This window comes from Salinifilum ghardaiensis (assembly GCF_054491345.1).
In genome coordinates, this window is record NZ_CM137101.1 from 3653997 (window position 1) to 3677336 (window position 23340).

Sequence of the window (23340 nt, forward strand, 5' to 3'; positions counted from 1 at the left end):
TGAGCGGTTACGTCAGCGTGTGCCGCCTTGGGGCTTGTTGGGTCCTTCGGATGCTGGGCTGAGGATGACGGCGGAGTTGTGGCCGCCCATGCCGATGGAGGATTTGACTGTGAGTCCGTCGCTCGGCCGGGTTGGACCGTTCAGCAGGCGTGGGTGCCCGGAGGCGATGGTGGGCGGTGCGGGCAGCAGGTTGCGGTCGTAACCCAGGGCGGTGGCAGCGATCTCGACGGCCGAGGCGGCGCCCTGGCAGTGGCCGGCGAGGGGCTTGACCGAGTAGAGCTGGGCCTCGGCGGGGAACAAGGAGTCGAAGATGGTGGCCTCGGCCTGATCGCACTGGCCGGTTCCGGGTCCGTGGGCGTTGAGGTAGCGCACCTCGCTGGGGTCGACGTCGGCGTTGTCGAGGGCTTCGGTGAAGCAGCGTCGGATGTCGGTGAGTTCCGGGTCGATCGAGGTGACGTGGTGGGCGTCGTGCGACATGGCTCCGCCGAGGACATGTGCGTAGGGGTTGGGTGTCTGCCTGGACAGGACCATGCTCACGGAGCCTTCACCCATGCTGAAGCCTCGGCTGCCTTCCTGGAAGGGGCGGCATGCTTGCAGCGGATCGGTGTCGGTGATGGCCACGCCCATCTTGACGAAGTGCTCGACGTTCTCCGGGGTCGCCGACAGATCGGTGGCCACGAAGACCACGTCGTCGACGATGCCCGCGTCCAGCCAGGCTTTGGCGGTGAGCAGGCCCGCGTTGCCCGAGGAGCACATTGCTCCGACGTTCATCGCGGGGCCGTGGAAATCGTGTTCCTGCATCAACGTCGACATCGGTGTGGACGGCATGAGGGCGAGGTAGTCGCGCACGGGCAGCTGCCCGTCCTGGGTGATGTAGAAGTCCTTCCACAGATCGACTTCGCCCAGTACGACCGCGTGCAGCAGGCCGACCCGCCGGCCGGGTTGCCATCCCCGCGTGCTGGCGTCCTGGACGGCCTCACGGGCGGCGGCACGCATCGCGCGTTGGAACCGGCTGGTCCCGTCGGTCGGGTCGCCTCCCTCGGGCACGAGTGCGGCCCACCCGGACTGCTGCCCAGCATCCTGATAGCCGGGATGCAGCGACGCAGCCGGTTTCGCCGCGATCAGGCCGTCCCACAGGGTCTCCCGACCCCATCCATAGCCGGTGACCGTACCCAATCCAGTGATATCTAACTGCTGCGTGCTCATGCTGGTCTCCTCGCTCAGTTCCGCACGGTCGTGGACACGGATCGTGAGCACGACCGCGCCCTCCCCTCACACGACAGTGCCGAGAACACTCGAGGTTTGCTACTACATGTGCTTATATATTTCGTTTTTTAACCCATATGAATGAAACATCGAGTTGAAGTCGGCGGAGAGAAACACAGTATGTATTCGTCCGGATCCGCTATGCGGCACTCTCCGGACGTGCTCGCCGAAGCGCGCTCGCCGGACACGGCTACTGCGGAGGGCTGCGCACGTGGGCGATGGTGGAGACAGTTGCCCTGTCGACATGGACGGAGAGGGGGACGTGGATGCCTCGCGAGGGGCACGAGCACGCCGGTGATCTTCCACCTGGTTCCGAGCTGAGTCGTGCGGTGCTGGATCTCGCGTTGACCGCACACGGGGCCGTGCTGTGGCAGTATCGCCACGACAGTGGCGATCTCACGTGGTTCTCCTCGGGCCTTTCCCGGCTGCTGGCAATGCCCGGCGCCACCACCGAGGCGTTGCGAACACGCTTGCGCGAGCTGCTCGAACCCTTGATCGTATCAATGTCCGCGGTGCCGGTGTGGCAGGACGTGGAATCGGAACAATGGTTCGAGGACGCAGACGGGGTGGCGCACTGGGTGCACTTCCGGGCGCGCCCGTTCGGCAAGGACCAGTCGGAGGGGCTCGTGGGCATCGTCACCGACGCCCGGCCCGAGGGTGAGGACGTTCGGCAGTTGGCCGTGCTCGCCAACCGGTACCGTTTGCTCGTCGAACTCAGCCCCGATGCGGTCTGCGTGCACCAAGACGGCATCCTCACCTACGTTAACCCCGCTACCGTGCGGCTGATGCGTGCCGACTCGGATCAGCAACTGCTCGGGCATTCCATCGACGAGTTCATCGCCGAGCCCTCCCTGCGCGCGTTGCGTCGGCGGGTGGAGGGGCTCACCGAGCCGGGAATGGCCTCAGAGCCCACCGAGGTGCGCCTGACCTGCCTGGACGGGAGCACGGTGCTCGTCGAGTCGGTCTCGGTGCGCACGACGTGGAATGACCAGCCGGCCTTTCAGGTGCTCATGCACGACGTCACCGCGCTGCGGCAGGCCGAGCAGGCGCTGCGCGATCAGGCCCGTCGCGACGAGTTGACCGGATTGTTGAACCGACGTGGCATCAACGAGCTGCTGACCGACCTCACCGTCGACAACTCCGAACCCGTCGGAGTGATCTTCTGCGACATCGACAACTTCAAACGGATCAATGATTCGCTCGGGCATGAAACCGGAGACAACGTCCTCCTCGCCCTGGCGCGGCAACTCACCGCCTCCCTGCCCGCCGGGTGCACGGTCGGTCGGCTCTCCGGTGACGAGTTCCTCATCATCGCCAACGATCTGCACGCGCTCGGCGGGCTGCACGCGCTGACGCAACGCGTCTCAGAGACGCTGCGCACGATGGTGCCGGCCGGTAACCAGCTGGTCAGCATCTCCACTTCCATCGGGGGTGCGTTCCTCACTGAAGCCATGACCAGTCAAGACGTGCTGCGCTATGCCGACGTGGCGATGTTCCACGCGAAAAGCCGCGGTCCGGGCCGGATTTCGCTGGCCGACCCGGAGTTGATCACTGCCGTGGACAGCCAACTGCAACTCGAGGGCGAGCTGGGCCAGGCACTGCGCACCAACGCTCTGGCCTTGCACTACCAGCCCGTCATCGACAGCAGCGGCACGATCATGGTTGCCGAAGCGCTGCTGCGCTGGCCCCACCCCGAACACGGCTTGCTGAGCCCCGGTGTGGTCCTGCCAGCAGCCGAGCAAGGCGGCCTCGCCCGCGAGCTCGACCGGTGGGTCCTGCGCACCGCCCTGGCCGAAGCCGCCAGCTGGCGACCGACCGGGAACGCACCTCCTGCTGTCGCGGTCAACCTCAGCGAACTACTGCCCGATGCCCCGCACTTCCTCAGTGAGATCACCGATCTCCTCGACGAGTCCGGCATCGATCCCCGCCGCGTGGTGCTCGAAGTCGTCGAAACCGCCTTGGTCGATCTCACTACTCAGGCCCACGAGGCCATGACCCGCCTTGCCGAGCGCGGCGTGCGCTTCGCTCTCGACGACTTCGGCACCGGCTACTCCACTCTCACCCGCCTGAAGAACCTGCCCGTGCACATCCTCAAACTCGACCGCAGCTTCGTGAACACCATAGACACCGACCCGGTCGACCACGACATCGCCCACGCCATCGTCACCATGACCCACGCGCTCGGCCACACCTGCGTCGCCGAAGGCATCGAAACGTCCCAGCAACTCCACACACTGCAAGCCCTGAACGTCGACGCCTACCAGGGCTACTTCTTGTCCCATCCCCTGCCCGCTAACGACTTTCGCGCTCGCCTCGCTGAAAGGTAAGGTTCTCGGCCCTTCTGGTGCCGTCTTCGTTACGTCGCGGGGGTACCACTTGATTCGGAACCGTTCTTGGATCCCGAATTGCTAGAGGTATAGGACGAACTGATAGCTCTCACGTCACGCATCAGGTGAAGTCAACCGAATCGGCACTCAGCGGCACTCTCGCCGCTGTCGATCGCACTCGTGCACGACTCGAGCCGCGGTCAGCTGAAGTAAGGCCATGTGCGGTCCTGCAGGCCGCGTTCGAGGCGCAGCCGCATGGACTCGTGCATCGGCAGGGCGGTCGCCTCAGCCGGCGAAACCCAGTGCCCCCGGCGGGTCTCCGAACTCGTCCGCAACTGGCCGCTGCTCGCCTGGGCGTGGAAGACGATGGAGAACTCTTGGCGGACCTCGCCGTCGTCGTAGGTGATCACGTGCTTGGGTCGGAGTAGATCCCGATGACGTCGGTGACCTCGACCGTGAACCCGGTTTCCTCCTCGACTTCCCGGATCGCGGCCTCACGCGTGCTCTCGCCGAGGTCTGGGACCCGCCGGGCAGGGCCCACAGCCCGTTGTCCGTGCGCTCGATGAGCAGCACGTGGCCCCCGGAATCGCGCACGACGACAGCCACGGCCACGACCAGGCTGTTCGCCGCCGGCGCATGCGAATCATCGCAGTAGTCCTGCTTCGGCATGAGTTCAACTCATCAACTCGGCTGCGCACCGCCATCTTAAACTCTCGCGCCGTCGCGCCTACCGGCTGAGCAGGCGCTCCATCTCCTCGGCGGTCACGGTGCAGCGGAACCCGGTGTCGTCGTCGCACATCGTCTCGGCGGCGTCGTTGAACGAGGACGGCGTGGCCCGCTCGAACGGACTCGTCCACGCACCGCCGCGCAGCTCCCGCCGGCCCGGCCGGGAGGAGGTCGAGAACCACTCCCACACGTTGCCGCACAGGTCGTAGACCCCGTACGGACTCGCCCCGCTCTGATACCGGTCCACCGGCGTGCTCGCCCCGATGCCGCTCTCGCGCACGTTGCACTTGGCCGGCGTGGGCTGATCACCCCACGGGTAAACCGTGCCGCGGGTACCGCGGGCGGCCTTCTCCCACTGCTGCGCACTCGGCAACTCCTTGCCGGCCCACTGGGCGTAGGCGGCGGCGTCCTTCCACGTCACGAACACCACCGGGTGCTCGGCCAGCTCGGCCGAATACGTGCCGCCGGTCCAGTGCTGCGGCGAGCTGTGACCGGTCGCGGCGACGAACCGCGCGTACTCGACGTTGCTCACCGGATGCACGTCGATGTAGTACGCCGACACCGAGGACGAGGAGATCCCCGAAGACAGCGAGGACGGGGACGTACTGCTCGACCTCGCCGAGCTCGAACACATCGAGGTCTTCGACGGCGACGACGAAGACGACGTTGCCTGACCTGCCTTTTCCCATCTCGGCCCGCCCTGATCCGGCGGGCCGTTGTCATGCCCGAGAGGAGTGGATTATCCCGTGTTGACGGAACTGGCCTTACTGGCCACCTCGCTCGCTGGTGGCGGAGCCGCCTACTACGCGGCCACCCTGTTCCGCCGGTTGCACACCGACGCGCTGACCGGGCTGGGCAACCGTGCCGAGCTCTACCGCCGCTTCGGCCGCCTGTGCCTGTTCGCCCGGAATCGGGAACCGGTGGCGCTGCTGCTCGGCGACGTGGACCGCTTCAAGGCGCTCAACGATACCTACGGCCACCGGTTCGGTGATCGAGTATTGCAGACCCTCGCCTCTGACCTCGACGAAATACGCGGAACGGGTGAGCTGGTGGTGCGGCTGCACGGTGACGAGTTCGCCGTGCTCCTCACCGGCGACGGGGCTGCTACCGCCGAGTCCCGCGCTGTCGAGATCACCCGCGCCCTGTCGGGCACCCGCGTCGTCGACGGCCAACCGGTCGAGGTGGCCACCTCGTGGGGCGCGGCCACCATCCCGATCACCCCGCACGCCGCGCTGACACACGTGCTCTCCCGCGCCGATGCGCGGATGTATCAGGCCAAACCCACCCGCACCCCTGCCCGCTCGAACTCCGTGGAGGCTGCTCGATGAACACGCTGCTCTTCGTCCACGTCACCGGCCGCGGCATCGCCCTGACCCTGCTGATCACCCTGCTCACCCTGGCCGGCATCGCCGGAGTCTGGCTGATCTTCGGCCCCGGTGCGGCCGTGCTCGCCACATTGTCGGTGATCGGCCTGATCCGCGGGTTGATGGCTCTGTTCACCCCGCCGCAGTGACCAGAAAGGACGCTGTGCCATGGCATTTCGCGATGCCAAGAACGCCGATGGGCGCACCCGGCGGGTAGCCGACCTCGAATACGACATCGCCGAATCCCGCCGTCTGCGCCCGCTGCTTTCTGATCCGGATCATGTCGCGGTGGTGATGCAACGCCACGCCCGCCGCACTCTCATCGGGCTGTGGATCTTCCTCTGCCTCGGGCTGGTGTTCACCACCACCGGGGTGCAACGCTTCCTCGCCACGGGCACCACCCCGGCCGATCCGCTGTGGTGGGCCGCCTGGTGCGTCGAGCCGATGTTCGCCGGCCTGCTCGTCACGCTGCTCAACTTCGAAGCGGTGATCCTCTCCCACGGGGTCAAGCCGGAGCACGCCTGGTGGGGCAGGCTCAAGCACACGCTGCTGGCCTCGACGCCGGCCATGAACGTCATCCCCCAGCTGGCACCCCTGCTCGGGGAGGGGGTGTTCAACCTGGGCTCGTTGGCGGTGCACGCGATCGTGCCGATCATCGTCTACGGCGTCGCCGAAGTCATCCCCGTCATCCAGGCCCGCACCCGCCAGATCATCCGGGCAGTCAACGACCAGGGGACAGAGCAACCGCTGTCCCAGGACTCGGCGCCTGAGGCCTCATCCGGGGCCGAACCGGAACCGGTCGCCGAGGACAGCGAATCCGGTTCCCAGGTGGCCCCGGAGACCGCACCCCCGTCGGCACCGGGGTCTGCTCCCCGACAGCTTTCCCAGGCCGCTCAACCAGCGGTCCCCGGGGCCGGAGCGGGAACCTACCCACCGCCATCGGCCGCGACCGGCAGCGACACAGTGCCAGACATCACCGATCTGGCCGCCGTGCGCTCGCTGAAGCTGCCGGACTCCGTGGTGGCCAAGCTCCGCGAGGCCTACCAGGGCGCTGCTGCCCAAGGCCGGGAGATCACCACGGCCGACGTGCAGCAGGCGGTGAAACTGCCCGACGCGATGGCCCAGCGCATCGTCACGGAACTGGCCACCCACGACGGCCACCCGGTGGCCACCCCGTAATCGACTCCGCATCCAGCTCGGCGGGAGCACGCGCCGAGCACCTGGCGGTGCCTCCCGCCCTCGACGTTTGGGAGGTGACCGCTGCTCGTGGCCCTACCGCCGCTTTCGACCACTGACCCGCTGACCCGCAGGCTGCAGGCTCCTGACTACGACATCTGGCGTTCGAAAGTTCAGGCCACCGGTGGGTGTCTCAACCCGGTGCACCTGTCCGGCCGGTGGGCCATCACCGACGCGACCACCGGCGCGGCCCTGAAGGAAACCCGCGGGCAGATCCTCGCCCCCTGCGGCAACCGCCGCGAATCCGTCTGCCCCGCCTGCTCGGATCGCTACGCCGCCGATGCCTTCCACCTGCTGCGCTCGGGTCTCGCGGGCGGCTCCAAGGGCGTGCCCGAGGAGGTCTCGGGCAAGCCGCGGCTGTTCGTCACGCTGACCGCGCCCTCGTTCGGCCCGGTGCACAACCGCCCCACCACGAAGACCGGCAAGCCCCGGCCGTGCCGCTGCGGCACCTCCCACCACGAAGCGGACTCGCGGCTCGGACAACCGCTCGACCCCGACTCCTACGACTACACGGCCACGTCCTCTGGCAAGCCCACGCCTCCCAGCTCTGGCACCGCTTCACCATCGCCCTGCGCCGGCACCTCGCGCCGCCGGACTGCGAGTCCGGGACTTCGGTGAGCACGCCCGGCTGTCCTACGCCAAGGTCGCCGAGTTCCAACGGCGGGGGCTCATCCACTTCCACGCCGTGATCCGTATCGACGGTCCGGCCGGCCCCGACGATGAGACCCCTCCGTGGGCCACAACAGCCCTGATCACCGAGGCCATCCGCGGGGCCCACCGCGATGCCCGGCTTCCCGCCCCGGACGTGGACGGACACTCCCGGGAGTTCACCTGGGGCGAGCAGCTCGACGTCCGCCCCGTCCAACAGGCCGAAGTGAGCCGGTTCGAGGACACCTCCGGGGCAATCTCGGATGACCGGATCGCCTCGTACGTGGCCAAGTACGCCACCAAAGGCACCGGCAAGTCCGAAGCCGCCGACCGACGGTTGCGCTCCCGGTCGCACATCGAGCTGATCCCCACCAGCGAGCACCACCGGCGGATCATGCGCACCGCCTGGGACCTCGCCGAGAACGAAGACCTGGCCGAGCTCAAGCTGCGCCACTGGGCACACATGCTCGCCTTCCGCGGCCACTTCCTCACCAAATCGAAGCGCTACTCCACCACCTTCAAACGCCTCCGCGGCGATCGCCAGCGCTTCCGCCTGGAGGAGAACCTCGCCGAACTCGGCGTCGCCGAAGACTCCGTGCTCGTGGTCAACCACTGGCACATGACCCACATCGGCCACGCCAGCGACGACGAGCGCGAACTCGCCGAAGCCATCGGCGACCGCACCCGCGAACTCCGAAAACTCAAATACGCCAACGAAAGGAAGGATTGAAGATGATTCAACGTGAAACGTACACAGTGGACGAAGTAGCTGGTCGTTTGGGGGTATCGCGAAGCGTCGCCTACCAGCAGGTCAGGCAGGGCGTGATCCCATCGCTCCGACTCGGCAAGCGATGGGTCATTCCGTGTTCACGGTTCCACGCCTGGCTGGACGGGGAGGTTTCCTGATGGCGTTCATCACCACTACTCCCAGCGGAAAGTGGCGCGCGAATTGGCGCGATCCCGCGGGCAACCAGCGCGCGAAGACGTTCCGCACCAAGCGTGAGGCCAAGACCTTCGTTGCGCAGATCGAGACCGACATGGCTCACGGGAGCTACGTCTCACCGCACTCCGGTCGAGTCCCCTTCCGCGACTACGCGCAACGCTGGATGGAGTCCTGGACGACCGAGCGCACCACAGCAGCACGGGACGAATCGATCATGCGCAACCACGTGTTGCCGCAGTGGGGCGATGGGCCTCTCGGCAACATCGATCACATGGCTGTGCAGACCTGGGTCAGCGACCTGACCGACTCGCTGGCTCACGCCACGATCGTCGAATGCCACCGGCTCACATCGGCGGTGCTGCGATCTGCGGTGCAGAACAAGATGATCCAGCACAACCCGTGCGAGGGAGTACGACTCCCCAAACGGCAGAAGCGGGGGCAGCGGATCATGAACCGGACGGATGTCCTCGACAAGCTCTTGCCCGTCATTCCCGAGTACTACAAGGGGGTTGTCGCGACTGCGGCGGGCACTGGTCTGCGCTGGGGTGAGATCGCCGCCTTGTGCACCGACGCCGTCGATCTGGACAACGCCACCCTCACCGTGAAGCGAACGGTCATCGAGGTGAAGGGCCATACGTCGTTCAAGGCGATCCCGAAGACGACTGCCGGCATCCGCACCGTTCCCCTCCCCTCGTGGTTGGTCGCCGTGATCAGTGATCACGTGGCCACCTGGCCTCCTGAGGAGGGTGGCTTGATCTTCCCGAACACGGTCGGCAAGCCACTGCGTCGAACTCTCTTTCGCACTCGCGTGTGGAAGCCGTCCCTGGTGCGGGCTGGTTTGCTGGGGCACCTGACCCCCACCGATACGGCTTCCTAGCCGAGTGGACGGATCGGGAAGGCCGCCGGGTGTCGGAATGGTTCCAGTCGCGGGAAGCCGCCGTCAGCCACGTAGCGCGGCGCGCGGGCGACGCTCCGACGTTCCACGATCTGCGGCATTCGTACGCCACATGGTTGGTCGACGATGGCGTCCCCGTGAACATGGTTCAGCGCGTCGTGGGGCACGAACGGTCGTCCACCACCCTGGATCTCTACACTCGCCGCACGGACGGCGGGGACCGGATCCTGCGAGCCCTCGGGGACACCTGAGCCGGGGCCCTGCTGATCCTGATGCTGACTGTGTGCTGACTGACCCCGTCGCCGGAACGGAGAAAGGGCCTGGTCTTCACCTCTCGCTGAGGCGTTGACCAGGCCCTTTGCCAGGTGGGCGATGCTGGGTTCGAACCAGCGACCTCTTCGGTGTGAACGAAGCGCTCTCCCGCTGAGCTAATCGCCCTCATCGGCCGCGCGGGCCGTTCTGTTTTCCGCCGCCTCCCCGTTGGCGACATGGACAACTTTACACGATCGATCTCAGGCCCCGAACAGGGGGGAGGCCAACCACGTCCAGTGCAGGTCGAACCACGCCCCGACCAGCTGGAACGCACCCACTGCCCAGAGGGTGGCCAGCACGACCACACCGGTGCCCGCCGCGACGCCGCACTTCACGACGGCGTGCTGCCGCCCGAGCCAGTGCACCCAGCGGCGGTACTGCCGCCCGGCGAAGGCGCTCACCCGGTGGGCCGCCTTGAACTCCGTGGCCAGGATGCCGAGACCGGCGAACACGATGAGCCACCCCGGCCCCGGGTACGGGATCAGCACGAACCCGCACAGCAGCACCGCAACGCCGAGGACGCCGACGAGGAAGCGGTAGCTCACGTTCAGGGCGGGCCTGCGGCGGATGCGCTCCCGGTGGAGGCGCAAGCGCGCCCGCGCGGCCCGCACGCCCTCGTTTCCCGCACCGGCGTCCCCCGCGCCGGCGCCCGCCCGCGTCGCGGCGTGCTCCGGCGAGTCGTCTCCGCGGCGCTCGCTCGGCTCGTTCAGCACGTCCTCCCGTCGGCCGGTGCTGGGACAATCGGATGACGCCAGCGTAGTGTCGGAGCGGGGTGCTCGACCACGGCCGGGCATTCGAGCACGCGGGTACCGGCCACGGGATGCTCGCCCGCGGGCACTCGAGCACCGGGGGCGCAGCGTCGGGCGCGACCGGGACTGCCGCCGGCAGGGCCCGCAGGCGCGTTCACGCCCCCGCAACGGCCACGACGCGCGGAGTTCGATTCTCATCACATTGTGACCTCGACCTCACTCATGGGGCTTGTGGCGGCCCTGTGTGACTCCAGAGCGAAGCATGCCGTTAACCCGTTCTGATGAAACTCCGTGGTCAGCATCTCAGGTGCGTGCGCGCTCGGAAGTGTGCCCTGATGACAAGCCCCCTATCCTGGACGTAGCGTTCGGCGAGTCGATGACGTGCGACATCGGTACGCGATCGACCGCCGGTCGGCGTCCACGGCGGGGTGTGCACAGCGTGACTGCCAACACCACGACACCGGGCAAAACCGTCACAGCGCGTTGCGGGATCCGGGGCGCGTGATCGATGGTTCTCAGCACTCCACCGCGGGCGGAGTCGGATGCGCCCCTGGGGGCCGTACGGCACTGCGTACCCACCGGCATCCAGCACAGCAGAACAGAACGCGTGCCACCGCCCCGATGAACAACAGTCGAGTCGGTGGATCGGCAACCACGTTCCTGCCCCATCCGGGTGATCTCTGCCGTTTCGGCGAGTGTGCGGGCGGGATACGGCGTCACAACTGTGAAGCTTGGCCGGGAGATCGGCCGGGCGGCAGCAGGAAGGGGAGGACAATGCGCAACGATCACGTGACCCTGCGTTCCACGGCAGTTTTCGATCTGCTCGCGCCGCAAGCTCCTGCGGTTCCCGTGCAGGTGGAGCTGCGCTACGACACCCGCGATCCGTACGCCGTCGTCGCGGCGTTCCGGACCGGGCGTGCCGGCTGGGTGGAATGGGTCTTCGCACGTGACCTGTTGGCTGATGGACTGATCGCGAACGCGGGCGAGGGCGACGTCATGATCCGCCCGGCGGCGGACGATCCGGAGGTCGTCGTCGTGGAGCTGAGCTCGCCGTCCGGCCACGCGATGTTCGAGGCCTCGGCGCAGGAGCTCGCGGACTTCCTCGACCGCACCTACGACGTCGTGGTCCCGGGCAACGAGAACCAGTGGGTCGACGTCGACGAGGCGCTCACCCGCATGCTCCCGCACGACCTGGGCTGACCTCGAAAGAAGCGGACCGCGGGTGCCGCACCGCGGGGATGCTCCGGAGCGGAACCGACCCCCCTTTGATCACCGTTCAGCCGGTGTTCTAAGGTACTTGGTGCAGGCGGTGCACGGCCGCGGTCGGTTCACCCGAGGGTGTCCCCGCGAGTCGAGCGCCGCGGGCTAGGCGGATGTAGCGCAGCGGTAGCGCATCAGCTTGCCAAGCTGAGGGTCGCGGGTTCGAATCCCGTCATCCGCTCTACGGGTTCACGTCTTGTCACGCGCGCCGTGACTTTCGGCGGAGTGGCCGAGTGGCTGAGGCAAGGGCCTGCAAAGCCCTGTACACGGGTTCGATTCCCGTCTCCGCCTCGCGCGATTAGCTCAGCGGGAGAGCGCTACCTTGACACGGTAGAGGTCGCTGGTTCGATCCCAGCATCGCGCACTTCTGAAATCCCTTGATCGCGCTCCGGGGCGGGGTCGAGGGATTTTTCGCACCGACTGCTGGAACCGCTCTCCGCTGCAGGTCACTGCTGCGCAACCCGGAGAGGCGACGGACCCGTCCGGACGCTCGCGCAGGCGGGCAGCACCTCCGCCGCGGCGGCGACGAAGAACTCACCCCGCGCTTCCCGCACCGCCGATCTGCGCCAGTGCGAGATCGGTGCAGCCGGCTCCCCGGGAGGCTGAGGCGGCCTCCGCCATCGACCGCGCCCCGCCCGCGCGGAACAGCGGTCGCCACGTCCTCCTCGCGCTGCGCACCGCCTCGCCGAGGCGGACCCGAGCTCGCCGCGCTGCCGATGACCGCTGCCGCGACCGCGCAGCGCCGCACCCCGGGCACGACCGGTGATTGAATCGTTATATACTGGACGCGAAGCGGATTTCCGGTGAGCAGCGGAGGACGGGTGTCGACGAGCGGTGACGGCAGTCGGACCGTCAGCATCAAGGACGTGGCCCGGCACGCCGGGGTGTCGATCGCGACGGTGTCCAACGCGCTCAACCGCCCCGAGCTGCTGTCCGCCGCCACCCGCTCCCGCGTGGTGGGCGCGATCGACGAGCTCGGCTACGTGCGCAGCGAGTCCGCCCGCCAGCTCCGCGCCGGGCAGAGCCGGATCCTCGGCCTGCTCGTGCTGGACATGCGCAACCCGTTCTTCGTCGGCGTGGCCCACGGGGCCGAACGGGCCGCCCGGGCCGAAGGCCTCGGAGTGATGCTCTGCGACAGCGCGCAGGACTCCTCCGCCGAGGAGCTGTACCTGTCGCTGTTCGCCGAGCAGCGCGTGCGGGGCGTGCTCGTCACGCCCACCGACGTCTCCGCGCACAACCTGGACCCGCTGCGGCGGCACGGAATCCCCTACGTCTACGTCGACCGGGTCGCGAACGAGGACGAGGCCTGCTCCATCTCGGTCGACGACGTCAGCGGCGGTGAACTCGCGGTCGGCCACCTCCTCGAGCAGGGCCACGAGCACATCGCCTACGTCTCCGGCCCGATGACGCTGGCCCAGTGCCGCGACCGCCAGCAGGGCGCGTGGCAGGCCTGCGACGCCGCAGGCGTGGACCGGGGGGCGGTCGCGCTGCTGGAGACCACCAGCCTCGACGTGGAAACCGGGCGGGACGCCGGGGCGCGGCTGCTGGGGATGCGGCCGCGCCCGACAGCGGTGTTCTGCGCCAACGACCTGCTCGCGCTCGGCGTGCTGCAGGCCATGGTCTCGGCCGGGGTGCGGGTGCCGGACGAGGTGTCCCTCGTCGGCTACGACGACATCGACTTCGCCTCGGCCGCCGCCGTCCCGCTCACGTCCGTGCGCCAGCCCGCCTTCCGCATGGGCGAGACCGCCACCGAGCTGCTGCTCCACGAGGACGCCGAGCACGAGCACCGCCACGTCGTGTACCAGCCCGAGCTGATCGTCCGCGAGTCCACGCTCCGCCGCTGACCGCGGCGGGAGCTCCGGCCTTCTCCTGCACGGCTCCTGCACGTCCCGCCCCGCACGCGCTCGGCGGTCGCGCCCCCTGCACGGAGGCCCCTGCGCGCTGCGCTCTCCGCGCGCCTTCCTCCGCTTCCCGTACGCGTCCGCGTGCCGACCCGGCCCAGCCCGGTCCCGCCCGTCCAACACCGCCGAACACATCTCCCCCGTTCGTGATCCCACCGACACGCCGGAAACCTGGGGACAAGCCGCACCCCTGTGGACAACAGGTACTCCACTCGTGTGGGGATGGCGTCCAATTTTCATGAAAATTGCGCTCTCTGGAACGGGTCCAGAGTGAGCGGGTCCCGCGTCGCCGCGCGGCACCTCCGGTCGGCCCCTCTCCCGAGCCCGGCCGGTCCCCTCTCCCGCCCCTCCACGCCCGGTCGACCCCGACCGCGCGCCAACTCGGGTGAACCGTTTTCGGGCGAACCCTTGTGTTCCCGGGGCACCACCCTTACCGTTCTTTAAACGATTTAAGGCCAAGCGGGGCACCTCAGGCTGGGGCGCCAACGTCGATGGACGGGAGGACCGATGGGGGTCCGAGCGGGGCGCAAGCCCACGACGGGCTGGCGGGCGACGATCGCCGTGGCCATGTCGAACTACATCGAGGCCGGCTCGATCATCGCGATCGCCACCAGCCTGAGCCTGTGGCAGGAGCGGTTCGGCCTGGACAACCTCGCCGTCGGGCTGCTGGCCTCGCTCAGCGCCAACGCCTTCGGCGCCGCGGCCGGTGCCGCCATCGGCGGTCCCCTCTGCGACCGCTACGGCCGGAAGTTCATCTACACCTACGACCTGCTGCTGTACATGCTCGGCGTGCTGCTGGCGGTCTTCGCCGCCTCCTACGGCATGCTGCTCACCGGCTTCGTGCTCACCGGCATCGCCGTGGGCGCCGGGGTCACCGCCTCGTGGACCTACATCGCCGAAGAAGCACCACCCGGCCAGCGCGCCGCCCACGTGGGCACCGCCCAGCTCGCCTGGTCGATCGGTCCGACGGTCGGCTACCTGCTCGCCGTGGTCGTCGCCCCGCTCGGCCTGCTCGGCAGCCGGCTGATCTTCGCGCACCTCTTCGTCGTCGCCGCCGTGACCTGGTGGGTCCGGCGCGGCCTGCCCGAGTCGCGGATGTGGACCGACCGGCAGGACCGGCCGGGCCGCGCCTCCTTCCTCAGCGGTCTCGGCGCGCTGTTCAGCAAGAGGGCCAACCTCACCGCGCTGCTGTTCCTCTTCGGCGTCTACGCGCTGTGGAACACGGTCGCCGGCCAGACCGGCATCTTCCAGCCGCGCGTGTACGAATCCGCCGGCGTCACCGCGGAGACCGAGCAGTACCTGCTGCAGGTGCTCGTCTGGGGCTGCACCAGCCTGGCCACCTACCTCGGGTTCATGCTGCTGGCCGACCGGGTCAGCCGCCGCTGGCTGTACTTCGGCGGCGCCGCGCTGGGCATCGCCGCGTGGGCCGCGCTGATCTACGCGCCGCCGACGACGGGCACGATGCTGTTCTTCGCCATCGGCTGGGGCCTCTCCGCAGGTGTCGGTGCCCAGGCCTTCTACGGGCTGTGGACCAGCGAGCTGTTCGCCACCCCGTACCGCGCCAGCGCCCAGGGCGTGCTGTTCCTGTCCTCCCGCGTGCTCGTGGGGGCGCTCAGCGTGTGGTTCCCGGTGCTGCTGGCCGAGATCGGGCTGCGGGGCCTCGGGCTGCTCATCCTGGGGCTGCTCGCGGCCGCTCTGCTCATCGGCACGGTGTGGTCCCCGGCCACGCGGGGCAAGAGCCTGCGCCAGATCGAGCGCGAGCGCTACGGCGCCGCCACCGCCGAGGAGGAACCCGCGGAGGTCCGGTCGTGACCACGCGCGTGTGCTTCCAACTGCAGGTCGACCCGAGCCGCCTCGAGGAGTACCGGCGCCGGCACGCCGCGGTGTGGCCGGAGATGCTCCGCGCGCTCGAAGCCTCCGGCCGGCGCAACTACTCGCTGTTCCTGCGCGAGGACGGGCTGCTCATCGGCTACTACGAGACCGAGTCGGTGACCGGTTCCCAGGCCCACCTCGACGCCTCCGCCGTGGCCGCGCGCTGGGAGGCGCACATGTCCGACCTGTTCGTCGACACCGGCGGCAGGGCCGATCAGGCCGCGGCGCCGCTGGAGGAGGTCTTCCACCTCGAAGACCAGCTGTCCGGTCCGCACGACGCCGAGGACGTCGAAAACTCCGACGACGAAGGAGGACGATGAGCACCCCGCCCCGTTTCGCCGACATCACCGGCGCGCTCTCCCGGATGTCGATCGAACTGCCCAGCTGGGCCTTCGGCAACGCGGGCACCCGGTTCAAGGTGTTCAGCACCCCGGGCACCCCGCGCAGCACCGAGGAGAAGATCGCCGACGCGGCGAAGGTGCACGAGCTGACCGGTCTGGCACCACGGGTGGCGCTGCACATCCCGTGGGACGAGGTGGACGACTTCGGGAAGCTGCGCACCCGCGCCGAAGACCTCGGCGTGCAGCTGGGCACGATCAACTCGAACACGTTCCAGGACGAGATCTACAAGTTCGGCAGCCTCACCCACTCCGATCCGACCGTGCGGCGCACGGCGATCGAGCACCACTTCCGGTGCATCGACATCATGCACGCCACCGGCTCGACCGACCTGAAGATCTGGCTGGCCGACGGCACCAACTACCCCGGCCAGGACTCGATGCGCGCCCGCCAGGACCGGTTGGCCGAGTCGCTGGCCGAGATCTACGCGCGGCTCGGCCCCGAGCAGCGGCTGGTGCTGGAGTACAAGTTCTTCGAACCGGCCTTCTACCACACCGACGTGCCCGACTGGGGGACCTCGTTCGCCCAGGTCAGCGCGCTCGGCGACCGGGCTTTCACGTGCCTGGACACCGGGCACCACGCACCGGGCACCAACATCGAGTTCATCGTCATGCAGCTGCTGCGGCTGGGCAGGCTCGGCTCGTTCGACTTCAACTCCCGGTTCTACGCCGATGACGACCTCATCGTCGGCGCCGCCGACCCGTTCCAGCTCTTCCGCATCCTGCACGAGGTCATCGCCGGCGGTGGCCTCGACGCGGACTCGCCGGTGCGCTTCATGCTCGACCAGTGCCACAACATCGAGGAGAAGATCCCGGGCCAGATCCGCTCGGTGCTCAACGTCCAGGAGATGACCGCCCGCGCGCTGCTGGTCGACACCGAGGCGCTGGCCGCGGCGCAGCAGCGGCACGACGTGCTCGGGGCCAACGAGGTCCTCATGGACGCGTTCCAGACCGACGTCCGCCCGGCGCTGGCCGAGTGGCGGGCCTCGCGCGGCCTGCCGGCGGACCCGATGCGCACCTACGTCGAATCCGGGCACCAGCAGTACCTCGCCGACGCGCGCGTCGGCGGGGTCCAGGCGGGTTGGGGAGCTTGAGGCCCTGGGAGTTCGAGACCCGGGGAGTTCGAGGAACGGCGGCAGCGAGCACAGGAGGAGAGGACGGAATGGTCTCCGACGCCGACCGCGTCAAGCGGGAGCTGATCAGCAGGAGCAACCGGCTCGGCTCCGAGCCGAAGAACACCAACTTCGCCGGTGGCAACGCCTCGGCCAAGGGCAGCGACGTCGACCCGGTCACCGGCGGTCCCGTCGAGCTGCTGTGGGTCAAGGGCTCCGGCGGCGACCTGGGCACCCTGACCGAGCAGGGCCTCGCGGTGCTGCGGCTGGACCGGCTGCGCGCGCTCTCGGACGTCTACCCCGGCGTCGACCGCGAGGACGAGATGGTGGCCGCGTTCGACCACACCACGCACGGCAGGGGCGGCGCGGCCCCGTCCATCGACACCGCGATGCACGGGCTCGTGGAGGCCGCGCACGTGGACCACCTGCACCCGGACAGCGGCATCGCCATCGCCACCGCCGCGGACGGGCCGGAGCTGACCCGGCGGATCTTCGGCGACGAAGTGGTCTGGATCCCGTGGCGCCGCCCCGGTTGGCAGCTCGGCGAGGACATCGCCGAGGTCAAGCGGCAGAACCCGCAGGCGGTCGGCACGGTCCTCGGCGGGCACGGCATCACCGCCTGGGGCGGGACCAGCGAGGAGTGCGAGCGCAACTCGCTGCGGATCATCGACACCGCGGCCGACTACATCGCCCGCCACGGTGAGCCGGAACCGTTCGGCCCGGTGCTCGACGGCTACGAGCCGCTGCCGGAGGAGCAGCGGCGCGCCAAGGCCGCCGCGCTCGCACCGGTCCTGCGCGGCCTGGTCAGCACCGACAAGCGGCAGGTCGGCCACTTCACCGACAGCGAGGAGGTGCTCGACTTCCTCTCCCGCGGCGAGCACCCGCGGCTGGCCGCGCTCGGCACCAGCTGCCCCGACCACTTCCTGCGCACCAAGGTCCGCCCGCTGGTGCTGGACCTGCCGGCCACGGCCTCGGTCGAGGAGTGCACCGCCCGCCTGCGGGAGCTGCACGACCAGTACCGGGCCGACTACACCGCCTACTACGAGCGCCACGCCGAGCCCGACTCGCCGCCGATGCGGGGTGCCGACCCGGCGATCGTGCTGATCCCCGGTGTGGGCATGTTCAGCTACGGCGCCGACAAGCAGACCGCTCGCGTGGCCGGCGAGTTCTACGTCAACGCGATCAACGTGATGCGCGGCGCGGAGGCGCTGTCGACCTACTCCCCCATCGAGGAGCGGGAGAAGTTCCGCATCGAGTACTGGGAGCTGGAGGAGGCCAAGCTCAAGCGCCGTCCCGCGCCGAAGCCGCTGGCCGGGCGCATCGCGCTGGTCACCGGCGCCGCCTCCGGCATCGGCAAGGCGACCGCCGAGCGGCTGGCCCGCGAGGGCGCCAACGTCGTGGTGGCCGATCTGGACCTGGACGAGGCCCGGCAGGCGGCCGCGGAGATCGGCTCGACCGACGTGGCCGCGGGCGCGCGGGCCGACGTCACCGACGAGGAGCAGGTGGCCGCGGCGGTGCGGCAGGCCGTGCTGGCCTTCGGCGGGCTCGACCTGGTCGTGAACAACGCGGGCATGTCCCTGTCCAAGCCGCTGCTGGAGACCACCGAGGCCGACTGGGACCGCCAGCACGACGTGATGGCCAAGGGCTCGTTCCTGGTCAGCCGCGAATCCGCGCGGGTGATGACCGAGCAGGGGCTCGGCGGCGACCTGGTCTACGTCGTGTCGAAGAACGGCGTGTTCGCCGGCACCAACAACATCGCCTACTCGGCCACGAAGGCCGACCAGGCGCACCAGGTGCGGCTGCTGGCCGCGGAGCTCGGCGAGCACGGCATCCGCGTCAACGGCGTCAACCCGGACGGGGTGGTGCGCGGCAGCGGCATCTTCGCCGGCGGCTGGGGCGCGCAGCGCGCCGCGCACTACGGAGTGCCGGAGGAGGAGCTCGGCGCCTTCTACGCCCAGCGGACGCTGCTCAAGCGCGAGGTCCTGCCGGAGAACGTGGCCGACGCCGTGTTCGCGCTGACCGGTGGCGATCTCAGCCGCACCACGGGCCTGCACGTGCCGGTCGACTCGGGCGTGGCCGCCGCGTTCCTGCGTTGAGGGGAGGTTCGATGGGCGAGGCCGTCGCCGCGGTGGACCTCGGCGCCACCAGCGGGCGGGTCATGCTCGGCCACGTCGGGCCGGACGAGCTGCGGTTGCAGCCCGTGGCGCGGTTCGACAACCGGCCGGTGCGCACCCGCGACGGGCTGCAGTGGAACGCGCTGGAGCTGTACCGGGACATGTGCTCCGGGCTGGCGCAGGCCGCAGCGCAGGCGCCACTGGCCAGCATCGCCGTCGACTCGTGGGGCGTGGACTACGGGCTGCTGCGCAGCGGGCGGATGCTGGCCGCGCCGATGCACTACCGCGACGAGCGCAACCCCGCGGCGGCCGAGGCCGTGCACCACCTGATCGGCCCGGCCGAGCTGTACCGGATCAACGGGCTGCAGCACCTGCCGTTCAACACGGTGTTCCAGCTCGCAGCCGACCGGAGCACCGGTCTGCTGGAGGCGGCCGACGGGCTGCTGCTCATGCCGGATCTGTTCGGCTACTGGCTCACCGGCGGGCAGGTCGCCGAGCGCACGAACGCGTCGACGACGGGGCTGCTCGACGCGACCACCGGCGAGTGGGCCGAACCGCTGCTGCAGCGGCTCGGGTTCGACGTCGGGATGTTGCCGCGGGTGGTCGACGCGGGGGAGCAGCTCGGCCCGCTCACCGGGGAGGTCGCCGAGCAGTTGGGCACGGGTCCGGTTCCGGTCACGGTGGTGGGCTCGCACGACACCGCCTCGGCGGTGGTGGCGGTGCCGGCCGCGCACGAGTCCGCCGCCTACGTCTCCTGCGGCACGTGGTCGCTGGTCGGGGTGGAGGTGGACAGCCCGGTGCTGTCCGAACAGGCCCGGGCGGCCAACTTCACCAACGAGCGCGGCGTCGACGACCGCATCCGGTTCCTGCACAACGTGATGGGGCTGTGGCTGCTGAGCGAGTCGCTCGAGACGTGGCGCCGCGGCGACCCGTCGGTTTCTCTGGAGGAGCTGCTGTCCGCGGCGGCCGCGGTTCCCGACGGCGAGGTCGGCGTGTTCGACCCGAACGACGCCCGGTTCCTGCCGCCCGGGGACGTCCCGTCGCGCATCGCGGCGTGGTTGGACGAGCACGGCCGCAGGGTTCCGCGCAGCCGCGCCGAGTGCGTGCGCTCGATCCTGGAGAGCCTCGCCGCCGCCTACGCCGAATCGCTCGACACCGTCGAACACCTCACCGGACGTACTGTGTCCACAGTGCACCTCGTCGGCGGGGGCGCGCAGAACGCGCTGCTGTGCCAGCTCACCGCCGACCGCGCGGGACGCGAGGTCGTCGCCGGGCCGGTGGAGGCCACCGCGCTCGGCAACGTGCTGGTGCAGGCCCGCGCCGCCGGCCTGCTGTCCGGCAGCCTGGAGGCGCTGCGCTCCCACGTGCGGCGCGTGTTCGACCTGCAACGCTACGCACCGCGCCCCGGCGCGCGGTGAACCCGGCCGGTGCCGGGGCACTCGGATTCCGCGCGGTTTCGCGCGGTTTCCGGGTGGCGCGGTACCGGGAGGGCCCCGGCCTCCGCGGGATGGCCCCGGCTTCCCGCGAACGCCGCAAGTACCACGCGATCAGCGGCTCGGCACCGTCGGCGCGATCGATCATCCTGGCAGCGGCGCGGTCCTGTTCGGCGCACCACCGCGCCGGAACGGAGGAAGCAGGATGATCGGCCAGGACCGCGGTGGAACGACGAGCGAGCGCGACCCGGGAAGCCGTCGACGTCCACCGCACGACGGCGACCCCCTGGACGACGCGGTCGGCACCGTCCGGGTGCATCCGGCGGACGAGCGGACCGCCCCCCGTGCCCGCCGCGTCATCAAGTCCTCGAACGGCGGGTGGGTCCACCTGACGCAGGAGAGCATCCCCGCGCCCGCTCGCCCCTGGGAGGAACTGCGCACCTGGCCCCGCCAGTCCCTCGTCGAGCTCGCTCGGGTCCTCGGCCACGCCGACGCGCCGTCGTGCGCGCACCGCCGAGAGCTCCCCGAACGTGCCACGCCGACCTTCTGGGAGGCGGCGAAGGCGTACTGCCGCGCGCTGGCCGCTGCTTCCGACAGCATCGAGTACTGGCGCGGGCGCTGCCGCGGGGGCTCGGGCGGTGCTTCGGAGGCGCGGCGGGGGAACAGCGCGTGATCGGGCTCACTCCGGCGATCACTGTGGACGGTGCGGGACACCGCCGCTGACCGCGCCCCGAGCGTCCACTGCGGAGCTTCCAGCTCGTGCGCGCCGAGGCGCGAGCCGCCGGGGTGTCGCACCTCTCCCCGACCGCGGCGACCGCCCGCGACCGCTCACCTACCCTCGGGGTGATGCGTTCGCGACGCGCGGGATCGCATCGCACCCCGAGCGAGAGGAGCGAACATGTCCCAGCAGGACCGCACCGCCGTGGCGGTCACCGGCGCCACCGGGGCGCTGGGCAGCCGGATCGCGGCACGCCTCGCCGACCGCGGGGCGCCGCAGCTGCTCTTGTCGCGGACCCCGTCCCGGGTGCCCGAGCTGCCCGGTGCCGAGGTCCGCGGTCCGGCGGTGTACGACGACGAGCCGGCGATGCGCGCAGCGCTGGAGGGCGCCTCCACGCTCGTGCTGATCTCCTCGCACCCGACGGGCAAGCGCCTCGAGGAGCACGCCGCCGCGGTGCGCGCCGGCATGGAAGTCGGCGTCGACCGCGTGCTGTACGTCTCGCTGATCGGCGCGGCGCCCACCGCGACCTACCGCAACGCGCGGGACCACTGGTTGACCGAGCAGTTCCTGGCCGGTTCCGGCGTGCGGCACACGATCTTCCGCTCCGGGATCTACGCCTCCACCCCGGCCGCTCTCGCGGACGAGGGCATGGCCGTGCGCGGGCCGGGCGGCGCGGGCCGGGTCGCCTTCGTCACCCACGACGACATCGCCGAGGCGATCGCGAACGTGGCGCTCGACGACAGCCCGGAGCACGACGGGGAGGTCCTCGAGGTGACCGGCCCCGAATCGCTCACCCTCGAGGAGGGCGTCGCGCGGATCGCCGAGGCGACCGGCGAGCCGTACCACTTCGTCGACGAATCCCTCGAGGAGGCGTTCGCGCGGCGGTGGCACCTCGGCATCAGCGGCGAGCAGATCGAAGCGTGGATCACCTGGTACCAGGCCATCGCCGGCGGCGAGCTGGACCGCGTGACCGACGTCGTGCCCCGGTTGACCGGCCACCCGGCCACCCCCGTGGTCGAGGCCGGTTGGTGGCCCGAGCGCAAGACGGCGCGGTGACGTGCCGCGGGGCAGCACCGGCGCCGACCGCTCGGCCCGGCCGCTCCGGCTCCGCCGACCGACCGCCGCGCATCGCCGACGCACGCCCCGGCCCGGTTCCGCCGCCGGTCGGGGCGCGCGCGCACCGGCCTCCGCCGGCGCGGCCGCGTGGCGGGTGCGCGGTCGATGCTGCTCTCCACGAGCACGCGGGACACCGATCCGCCCGGAATCACCGGATCGGCGGTATCGTCCGCCGGCTGCGTCCGCGAGGCTCTCCCGCCGAACTGGGGAGATGATCACGAAGCGCAGCGCTCGGGGGATTCGTGGCGGACTCGAAGATCCTCGGCTGGGCCAAGAATCGCAACGGGAAGTCCCACCCGATTCATGAACCGAAGGGAAGCGGAAGGAGCAAAGTCGTCGCCGGCGCATTGCTCGGCGGGTTCGTGCTGTACGCCGGCGGCGCGGGTGGCCTCGGCAGCTCGGTCGGCGGGACGGTCGGCTCCTCGGCGCTGTCGCAGGCGGAGTCGCAGATCGTGCAGCAGGCGCGCACGAACCTACGATCGGCGAAGAAGACGGCCCGGCGCGGCAAATCGCAGAAGGCCTGGCAGCGCCTCGGCCTGCGCCGGGGGCAGAAGACGCGGCGCACCGCGCAGGAACCCGCGGAGTGCGTCACTTTCACCTACGGCCAGGTGCAGGAGTTCCTCATCGAGAACCCCTGCCGCGGTGTGCACCGCGGCAGTTCCGGGTGTCCTACGACGGCGGCTCGATGTCGGTGCTGACCTCGCGGGTGCGCTTCCGGTCCACGTGGGACGCGGTCGAGTTCAAGGGCCTCATCGACCGGCACGGCACCGGCGATGTCCGCGCCGTCCTGCCGCACCCCCGCTTCACCGGGCACCACTACGACTCGCACCGCGAGCGCAGGACCGTGTTCCTCGCCGAGGCGGAACCGGCGGAACCGGGTGTTCCCGACGAGCTCCTGGACTCCACCGCCGAGGCGGCGACCGCCCTCTCGCGCGCCGCGCGGCGGTGAG

At 69.9% G+C, this 23340-nt stretch carries 25 protein-coding genes, 4 tRNA genes and 1 pseudogene; 23 read left to right on the forward strand and 7 right to left on the reverse strand.

Features of this window, described 5'->3' with window-relative positions; all coding sequences use genetic code 11:
• Nucleotides 1-12: 12 nt before the first annotated feature.
• The gene (locus ACVGV0_RS16615) at nucleotides 13-1206 is read right to left on the reverse strand and encodes a beta-ketoacyl synthase N-terminal-like domain-containing protein (protein ID WP_459156604.1); all 1194 of its coding nucleotides are present in this window, start codon (nucleotides 1204-1206) and stop codon (nucleotides 13-15) included.
• A 389-nt stretch (nucleotides 1207-1595) separates the two neighbouring features.
• On the opposite strand from ACVGV0_RS16615, the gene ACVGV0_RS16620 reads away from it, so the two are divergent.
• Nucleotides 1596-3593, forward strand: coding sequence for a putative bifunctional diguanylate cyclase/phosphodiesterase (locus tag ACVGV0_RS16620; protein WP_459156605.1), 1998 nt, complete (start codon nucleotides 1596-1598; stop codon nucleotides 3591-3593).
• A gap of 200 nt (nucleotides 3594-3793) precedes the next feature.
• Here ACVGV0_RS16620 and ACVGV0_RS16625 read toward each other — a convergent pair whose 3' ends face one another.
• The 4 genes and pseudogenes from ACVGV0_RS16625 to ACVGV0_RS16640 all read right to left on the reverse strand — a co-directional run bounded on the left by ACVGV0_RS16625 (nucleotide 3794) and on the right by ACVGV0_RS16640 (nucleotide 4881).
• A complete protein-coding gene (locus tag ACVGV0_RS16625; protein WP_459156606.1) occupies nucleotides 3794-4003 on the reverse strand; it encodes an NUDIX hydrolase in 210 nt (69 codons plus the stop codon).
• Nucleotides 4000-4134, reverse strand: a complete 135-nt coding sequence (locus tag ACVGV0_RS16630; RefSeq protein WP_459156607.1) for an NUDIX domain-containing protein — start codon at nucleotides 4132-4134, stop codon at nucleotides 4000-4002. Before ACVGV0_RS16630 ends, ACVGV0_RS16625 begins: the two co-directional genes overlap by 4 nt.
• 23 nt (nucleotides 4135-4157) lie before the next feature.
• Nucleotides 4158-4262, reverse strand: a pseudogene (locus tag ACVGV0_RS16635) (NUDIX hydrolase); the annotation flags it as partial.
• A gap of 58 nt (nucleotides 4263-4320) precedes the next feature.
• Nucleotides 4321-4881, reverse strand: a complete 561-nt coding sequence (locus ACVGV0_RS16640) for a formylglycine-generating enzyme family protein (protein WP_459156608.1) — start codon at nucleotides 4879-4881, stop codon at nucleotides 4321-4323.
• A 184-nt stretch (nucleotides 4882-5065) separates the two neighbouring features.
• Between ACVGV0_RS16640 and ACVGV0_RS16645 the strand changes: the two genes are divergently transcribed.
• The 8 genes from ACVGV0_RS16645 to ACVGV0_RS16680 all read left to right on the forward strand — a co-directional run bounded on the left by ACVGV0_RS16645 (nucleotide 5066) and on the right by ACVGV0_RS16680 (nucleotide 9656).
• Complete coding sequence (locus tag ACVGV0_RS16645; protein WP_459156609.1) at nucleotides 5066-5647, forward strand: GGDEF domain-containing protein; 582 nt, start codon at nucleotides 5066-5068, stop codon at nucleotides 5645-5647.
• Nucleotides 5644-5832, forward strand: a complete 189-nt coding sequence (locus tag ACVGV0_RS16650) for a hypothetical protein (RefSeq protein WP_459156610.1) — start codon at nucleotides 5644-5646, stop codon at nucleotides 5830-5832. Before ACVGV0_RS16645 ends, ACVGV0_RS16650 begins: the two co-directional genes overlap by 4 nt.
• Nucleotides 5833-5851: 19 nt before the next feature.
• Nucleotides 5852-6862 carry a hypothetical protein gene (locus ACVGV0_RS16655; protein WP_459156611.1) on the forward strand — a complete coding sequence of 337 codons (1011 nt, stop codon included), beginning with the start codon at nucleotides 5852-5854 and terminating at the stop codon, nucleotides 6860-6862.
• An 87-nt stretch (nucleotides 6863-6949) separates the two neighbouring features.
• Nucleotides 6950-7537: a replication initiator gene (locus ACVGV0_RS16660; protein ID WP_459156612.1), complete on the forward strand. Its 588-nt coding sequence runs from the start codon at nucleotides 6950-6952 to the stop codon at nucleotides 7535-7537.
• Nucleotides 7538-7547: 10 nt separating this feature from the next.
• A complete protein-coding gene (locus tag ACVGV0_RS16665; protein WP_459160039.1) occupies nucleotides 7548-8297 on the forward strand; it encodes a replication initiator in 750 nt (249 codons plus the stop codon).
• A gap of 2 nt (nucleotides 8298-8299) precedes the next feature.
• Nucleotides 8300-8473, forward strand: coding sequence for a helix-turn-helix domain-containing protein (locus tag ACVGV0_RS16670; protein ID WP_459156613.1), 174 nt, complete (start codon nucleotides 8300-8302; stop codon nucleotides 8471-8473).
• A complete protein-coding gene (locus ACVGV0_RS16675; protein WP_459156614.1) occupies nucleotides 8473-9387 on the forward strand; it encodes a tyrosine-type recombinase/integrase in 915 nt (304 codons plus the stop codon). The genes ACVGV0_RS16670 and ACVGV0_RS16675 overlap by 1 nt, the downstream gene beginning before the upstream one ends.
• A 29-nt stretch (nucleotides 9388-9416) precedes the next feature.
• Nucleotides 9417-9656, forward strand: coding sequence for a tyrosine-type recombinase/integrase (locus ACVGV0_RS16680; RefSeq protein WP_459156615.1), 240 nt, complete (start codon nucleotides 9417-9419; stop codon nucleotides 9654-9656).
• Between the two features lie 115 nt (nucleotides 9657-9771).
• Here the strand turns inward: ACVGV0_RS16680 and ACVGV0_RS16685 are convergent.
• Together ACVGV0_RS16685 and ACVGV0_RS16690 are read right to left on the reverse strand one after the other, a co-directional pair.
• Nucleotides 9772-9843, reverse strand: a tRNA-Val gene (locus tag ACVGV0_RS16685).
• Between the two features lie 74 nt (nucleotides 9844-9917).
• Nucleotides 9918-10430: a TIGR02611 family protein gene (locus tag ACVGV0_RS16690; protein ID WP_459156616.1), complete on the reverse strand. Its 513-nt coding sequence runs from the start codon at nucleotides 10428-10430 to the stop codon at nucleotides 9918-9920.
• An 810-nt stretch (nucleotides 10431-11240) separates the two neighbouring features.
• On the opposite strand from ACVGV0_RS16690, the gene ACVGV0_RS16695 reads away from it, so the two are divergent.
• From ACVGV0_RS16695 to ACVGV0_RS16760, 14 genes are all read left to right on the forward strand, one after another.
• Nucleotides 11241-11666, forward strand: a complete 426-nt coding sequence (locus ACVGV0_RS16695; protein ID WP_459156617.1) for an SsgA family sporulation/cell division regulator — start codon at nucleotides 11241-11243, stop codon at nucleotides 11664-11666.
• Nucleotides 11667-11835: 169 nt separating this feature from the next.
• Nucleotides 11836-11907, forward strand: a tRNA-Gly gene (locus ACVGV0_RS16700).
• A gap of 38 nt (nucleotides 11908-11945) precedes the next feature.
• Nucleotides 11946-12017: transfer RNA gene (locus ACVGV0_RS16705), tRNA-Cys, on the forward strand.
• A 1-nt stretch (nucleotide 12018) separates the two neighbouring features.
• Nucleotides 12019-12090, forward strand: a tRNA-Val gene (locus ACVGV0_RS16710).
• A gap of 457 nt (nucleotides 12091-12547) precedes the next feature.
• Nucleotides 12548-13570 (forward strand): LacI family DNA-binding transcriptional regulator, encoded by a 1023-nt coding sequence (locus ACVGV0_RS16715; RefSeq protein WP_459156618.1) that lies wholly within the window; start codon nucleotides 12548-12550, stop codon nucleotides 13568-13570.
• 564 nt (nucleotides 13571-14134) lie between these two features.
• Complete coding sequence (locus ACVGV0_RS16720; protein ID WP_459156619.1) at nucleotides 14135-15439, forward strand: MFS transporter; 1305 nt, start codon at nucleotides 14135-14137, stop codon at nucleotides 15437-15439.
• Entirely contained in the window at nucleotides 15436-15819 is a 384-nt protein-coding gene (locus ACVGV0_RS16725) for an L-rhamnose mutarotase (protein WP_459156620.1), read from the forward strand. The genes ACVGV0_RS16720 and ACVGV0_RS16725 overlap by 4 nt, the downstream gene beginning before the upstream one ends.
• Nucleotides 15816-16991 carry an L-rhamnose isomerase gene (gene rhaI, locus ACVGV0_RS16730; protein ID WP_459156621.1) on the forward strand — a complete coding sequence of 392 codons (1176 nt, stop codon included), beginning with the start codon at nucleotides 15816-15818 and terminating at the stop codon, nucleotides 16989-16991. The genes ACVGV0_RS16725 and rhaI overlap by 4 nt, the downstream gene beginning before the upstream one ends.
• Before the next feature lie 68 nt (nucleotides 16992-17059).
• The gene (locus ACVGV0_RS16735) at nucleotides 17060-19105 is read left to right on the forward strand and encodes a bifunctional aldolase/short-chain dehydrogenase (RefSeq protein WP_459156622.1); all 2046 of its coding nucleotides are present in this window, start codon (nucleotides 17060-17062) and stop codon (nucleotides 19103-19105) included.
• A gap of 11 nt (nucleotides 19106-19116) precedes the next feature.
• Entirely contained in the window at nucleotides 19117-20541 is a 1425-nt protein-coding gene (locus tag ACVGV0_RS16740; protein ID WP_459156623.1) for a rhamnulokinase, read from the forward strand.
• A 220-nt stretch (nucleotides 20542-20761) separates the two neighbouring features.
• A complete protein-coding gene (locus ACVGV0_RS16745; RefSeq protein ID WP_459156624.1) occupies nucleotides 20762-21229 on the forward strand; it encodes a hypothetical protein in 468 nt (155 codons plus the stop codon).
• A 225-nt stretch (nucleotides 21230-21454) separates the two neighbouring features.
• The gene (locus ACVGV0_RS16750; protein WP_459156625.1) at nucleotides 21455-22330 is read left to right on the forward strand and encodes an NAD(P)H-binding protein; all 876 of its coding nucleotides are present in this window, start codon (nucleotides 21455-21457) and stop codon (nucleotides 22328-22330) included.
• 302 nt (nucleotides 22331-22632) lie between these two features.
• Nucleotides 22633-23088 (forward strand): hypothetical protein, encoded by a 456-nt coding sequence (locus tag ACVGV0_RS16755; protein WP_459156626.1) that lies wholly within the window; start codon nucleotides 22633-22635, stop codon nucleotides 23086-23088.
• Nucleotides 23076-23339, forward strand: a complete 264-nt coding sequence (locus ACVGV0_RS16760; protein WP_459156627.1) for a hypothetical protein — start codon at nucleotides 23076-23078, stop codon at nucleotides 23337-23339. The genes ACVGV0_RS16755 and ACVGV0_RS16760 overlap by 13 nt, the downstream gene beginning before the upstream one ends.
• Nucleotide 23340 lies beyond the last annotated feature (1 nt).

Excerpts from the sequence above, each read along its gene's own strand:
- rhaI (WP_459156621.1), top strand. The coding sequence starts at position 15,816 with ATGAGCACCCCGCCCCGTTTCGCCGACATCACCGGCGCGCTCTCCCGG.
- ACVGV0_RS16735 (WP_459156622.1), top strand. The coding sequence starts at position 17,060 with ATGGTCTCCGACGCCGACCGCGTCAAGCGGGAGCTGATCAGCAGGAGC.
- ACVGV0_RS16760 (WP_459156627.1), top strand. The coding sequence starts at position 23,076 with ATGTCGGTGCTGACCTCGCGGGTGCGCTTCCGGTCCACGTGGGACGCG.
- ACVGV0_RS16675 (WP_459156614.1), top strand. The coding sequence starts at position 8,473 with ATGGCGTTCATCACCACTACTCCCAGCGGAAAGTGGCGCGCGAATTGG.
- ACVGV0_RS16720 (WP_459156619.1), top strand. The coding sequence starts at position 14,135 with ATGGGGGTCCGAGCGGGGCGCAAGCCCACGACGGGCTGGCGGGCGACG.
- ACVGV0_RS16745 (WP_459156624.1), top strand. The coding sequence starts at position 20,762 with ATGATCGGCCAGGACCGCGGTGGAACGACGAGCGAGCGCGACCCGGGA.
- ACVGV0_RS16670 (WP_459156613.1), top strand. The coding sequence starts at position 8,300 with ATGATTCAACGTGAAACGTACACAGTGGACGAAGTAGCTGGTCGTTTG.
- ACVGV0_RS16650 (WP_459156610.1), top strand. The coding sequence starts at position 5,644 with ATGAACACGCTGCTCTTCGTCCACGTCACCGGCCGCGGCATCGCCCTG.
- ACVGV0_RS16740 (WP_459156623.1), top strand. The coding sequence starts at position 19,117 with ATGGGCGAGGCCGTCGCCGCGGTGGACCTCGGCGCCACCAGCGGGCGG.
- ACVGV0_RS16750 (WP_459156625.1), top strand. The coding sequence starts at position 21,455 with ATGTCCCAGCAGGACCGCACCGCCGTGGCGGTCACCGGCGCCACCGGG.
- ACVGV0_RS16655 (WP_459156611.1), top strand. The coding sequence starts at position 5,852 with ATGGCATTTCGCGATGCCAAGAACGCCGATGGGCGCACCCGGCGGGTA.
- ACVGV0_RS16695 (WP_459156617.1), top strand. The coding sequence starts at position 11,241 with ATGCGCAACGATCACGTGACCCTGCGTTCCACGGCAGTTTTCGATCTG.
- ACVGV0_RS16615 (WP_459156604.1), bottom strand. The coding sequence starts at position 1,206 with ATGAGCACGCAGCAGTTAGATATCACTGGATTGGGTACGGTCACCGGC.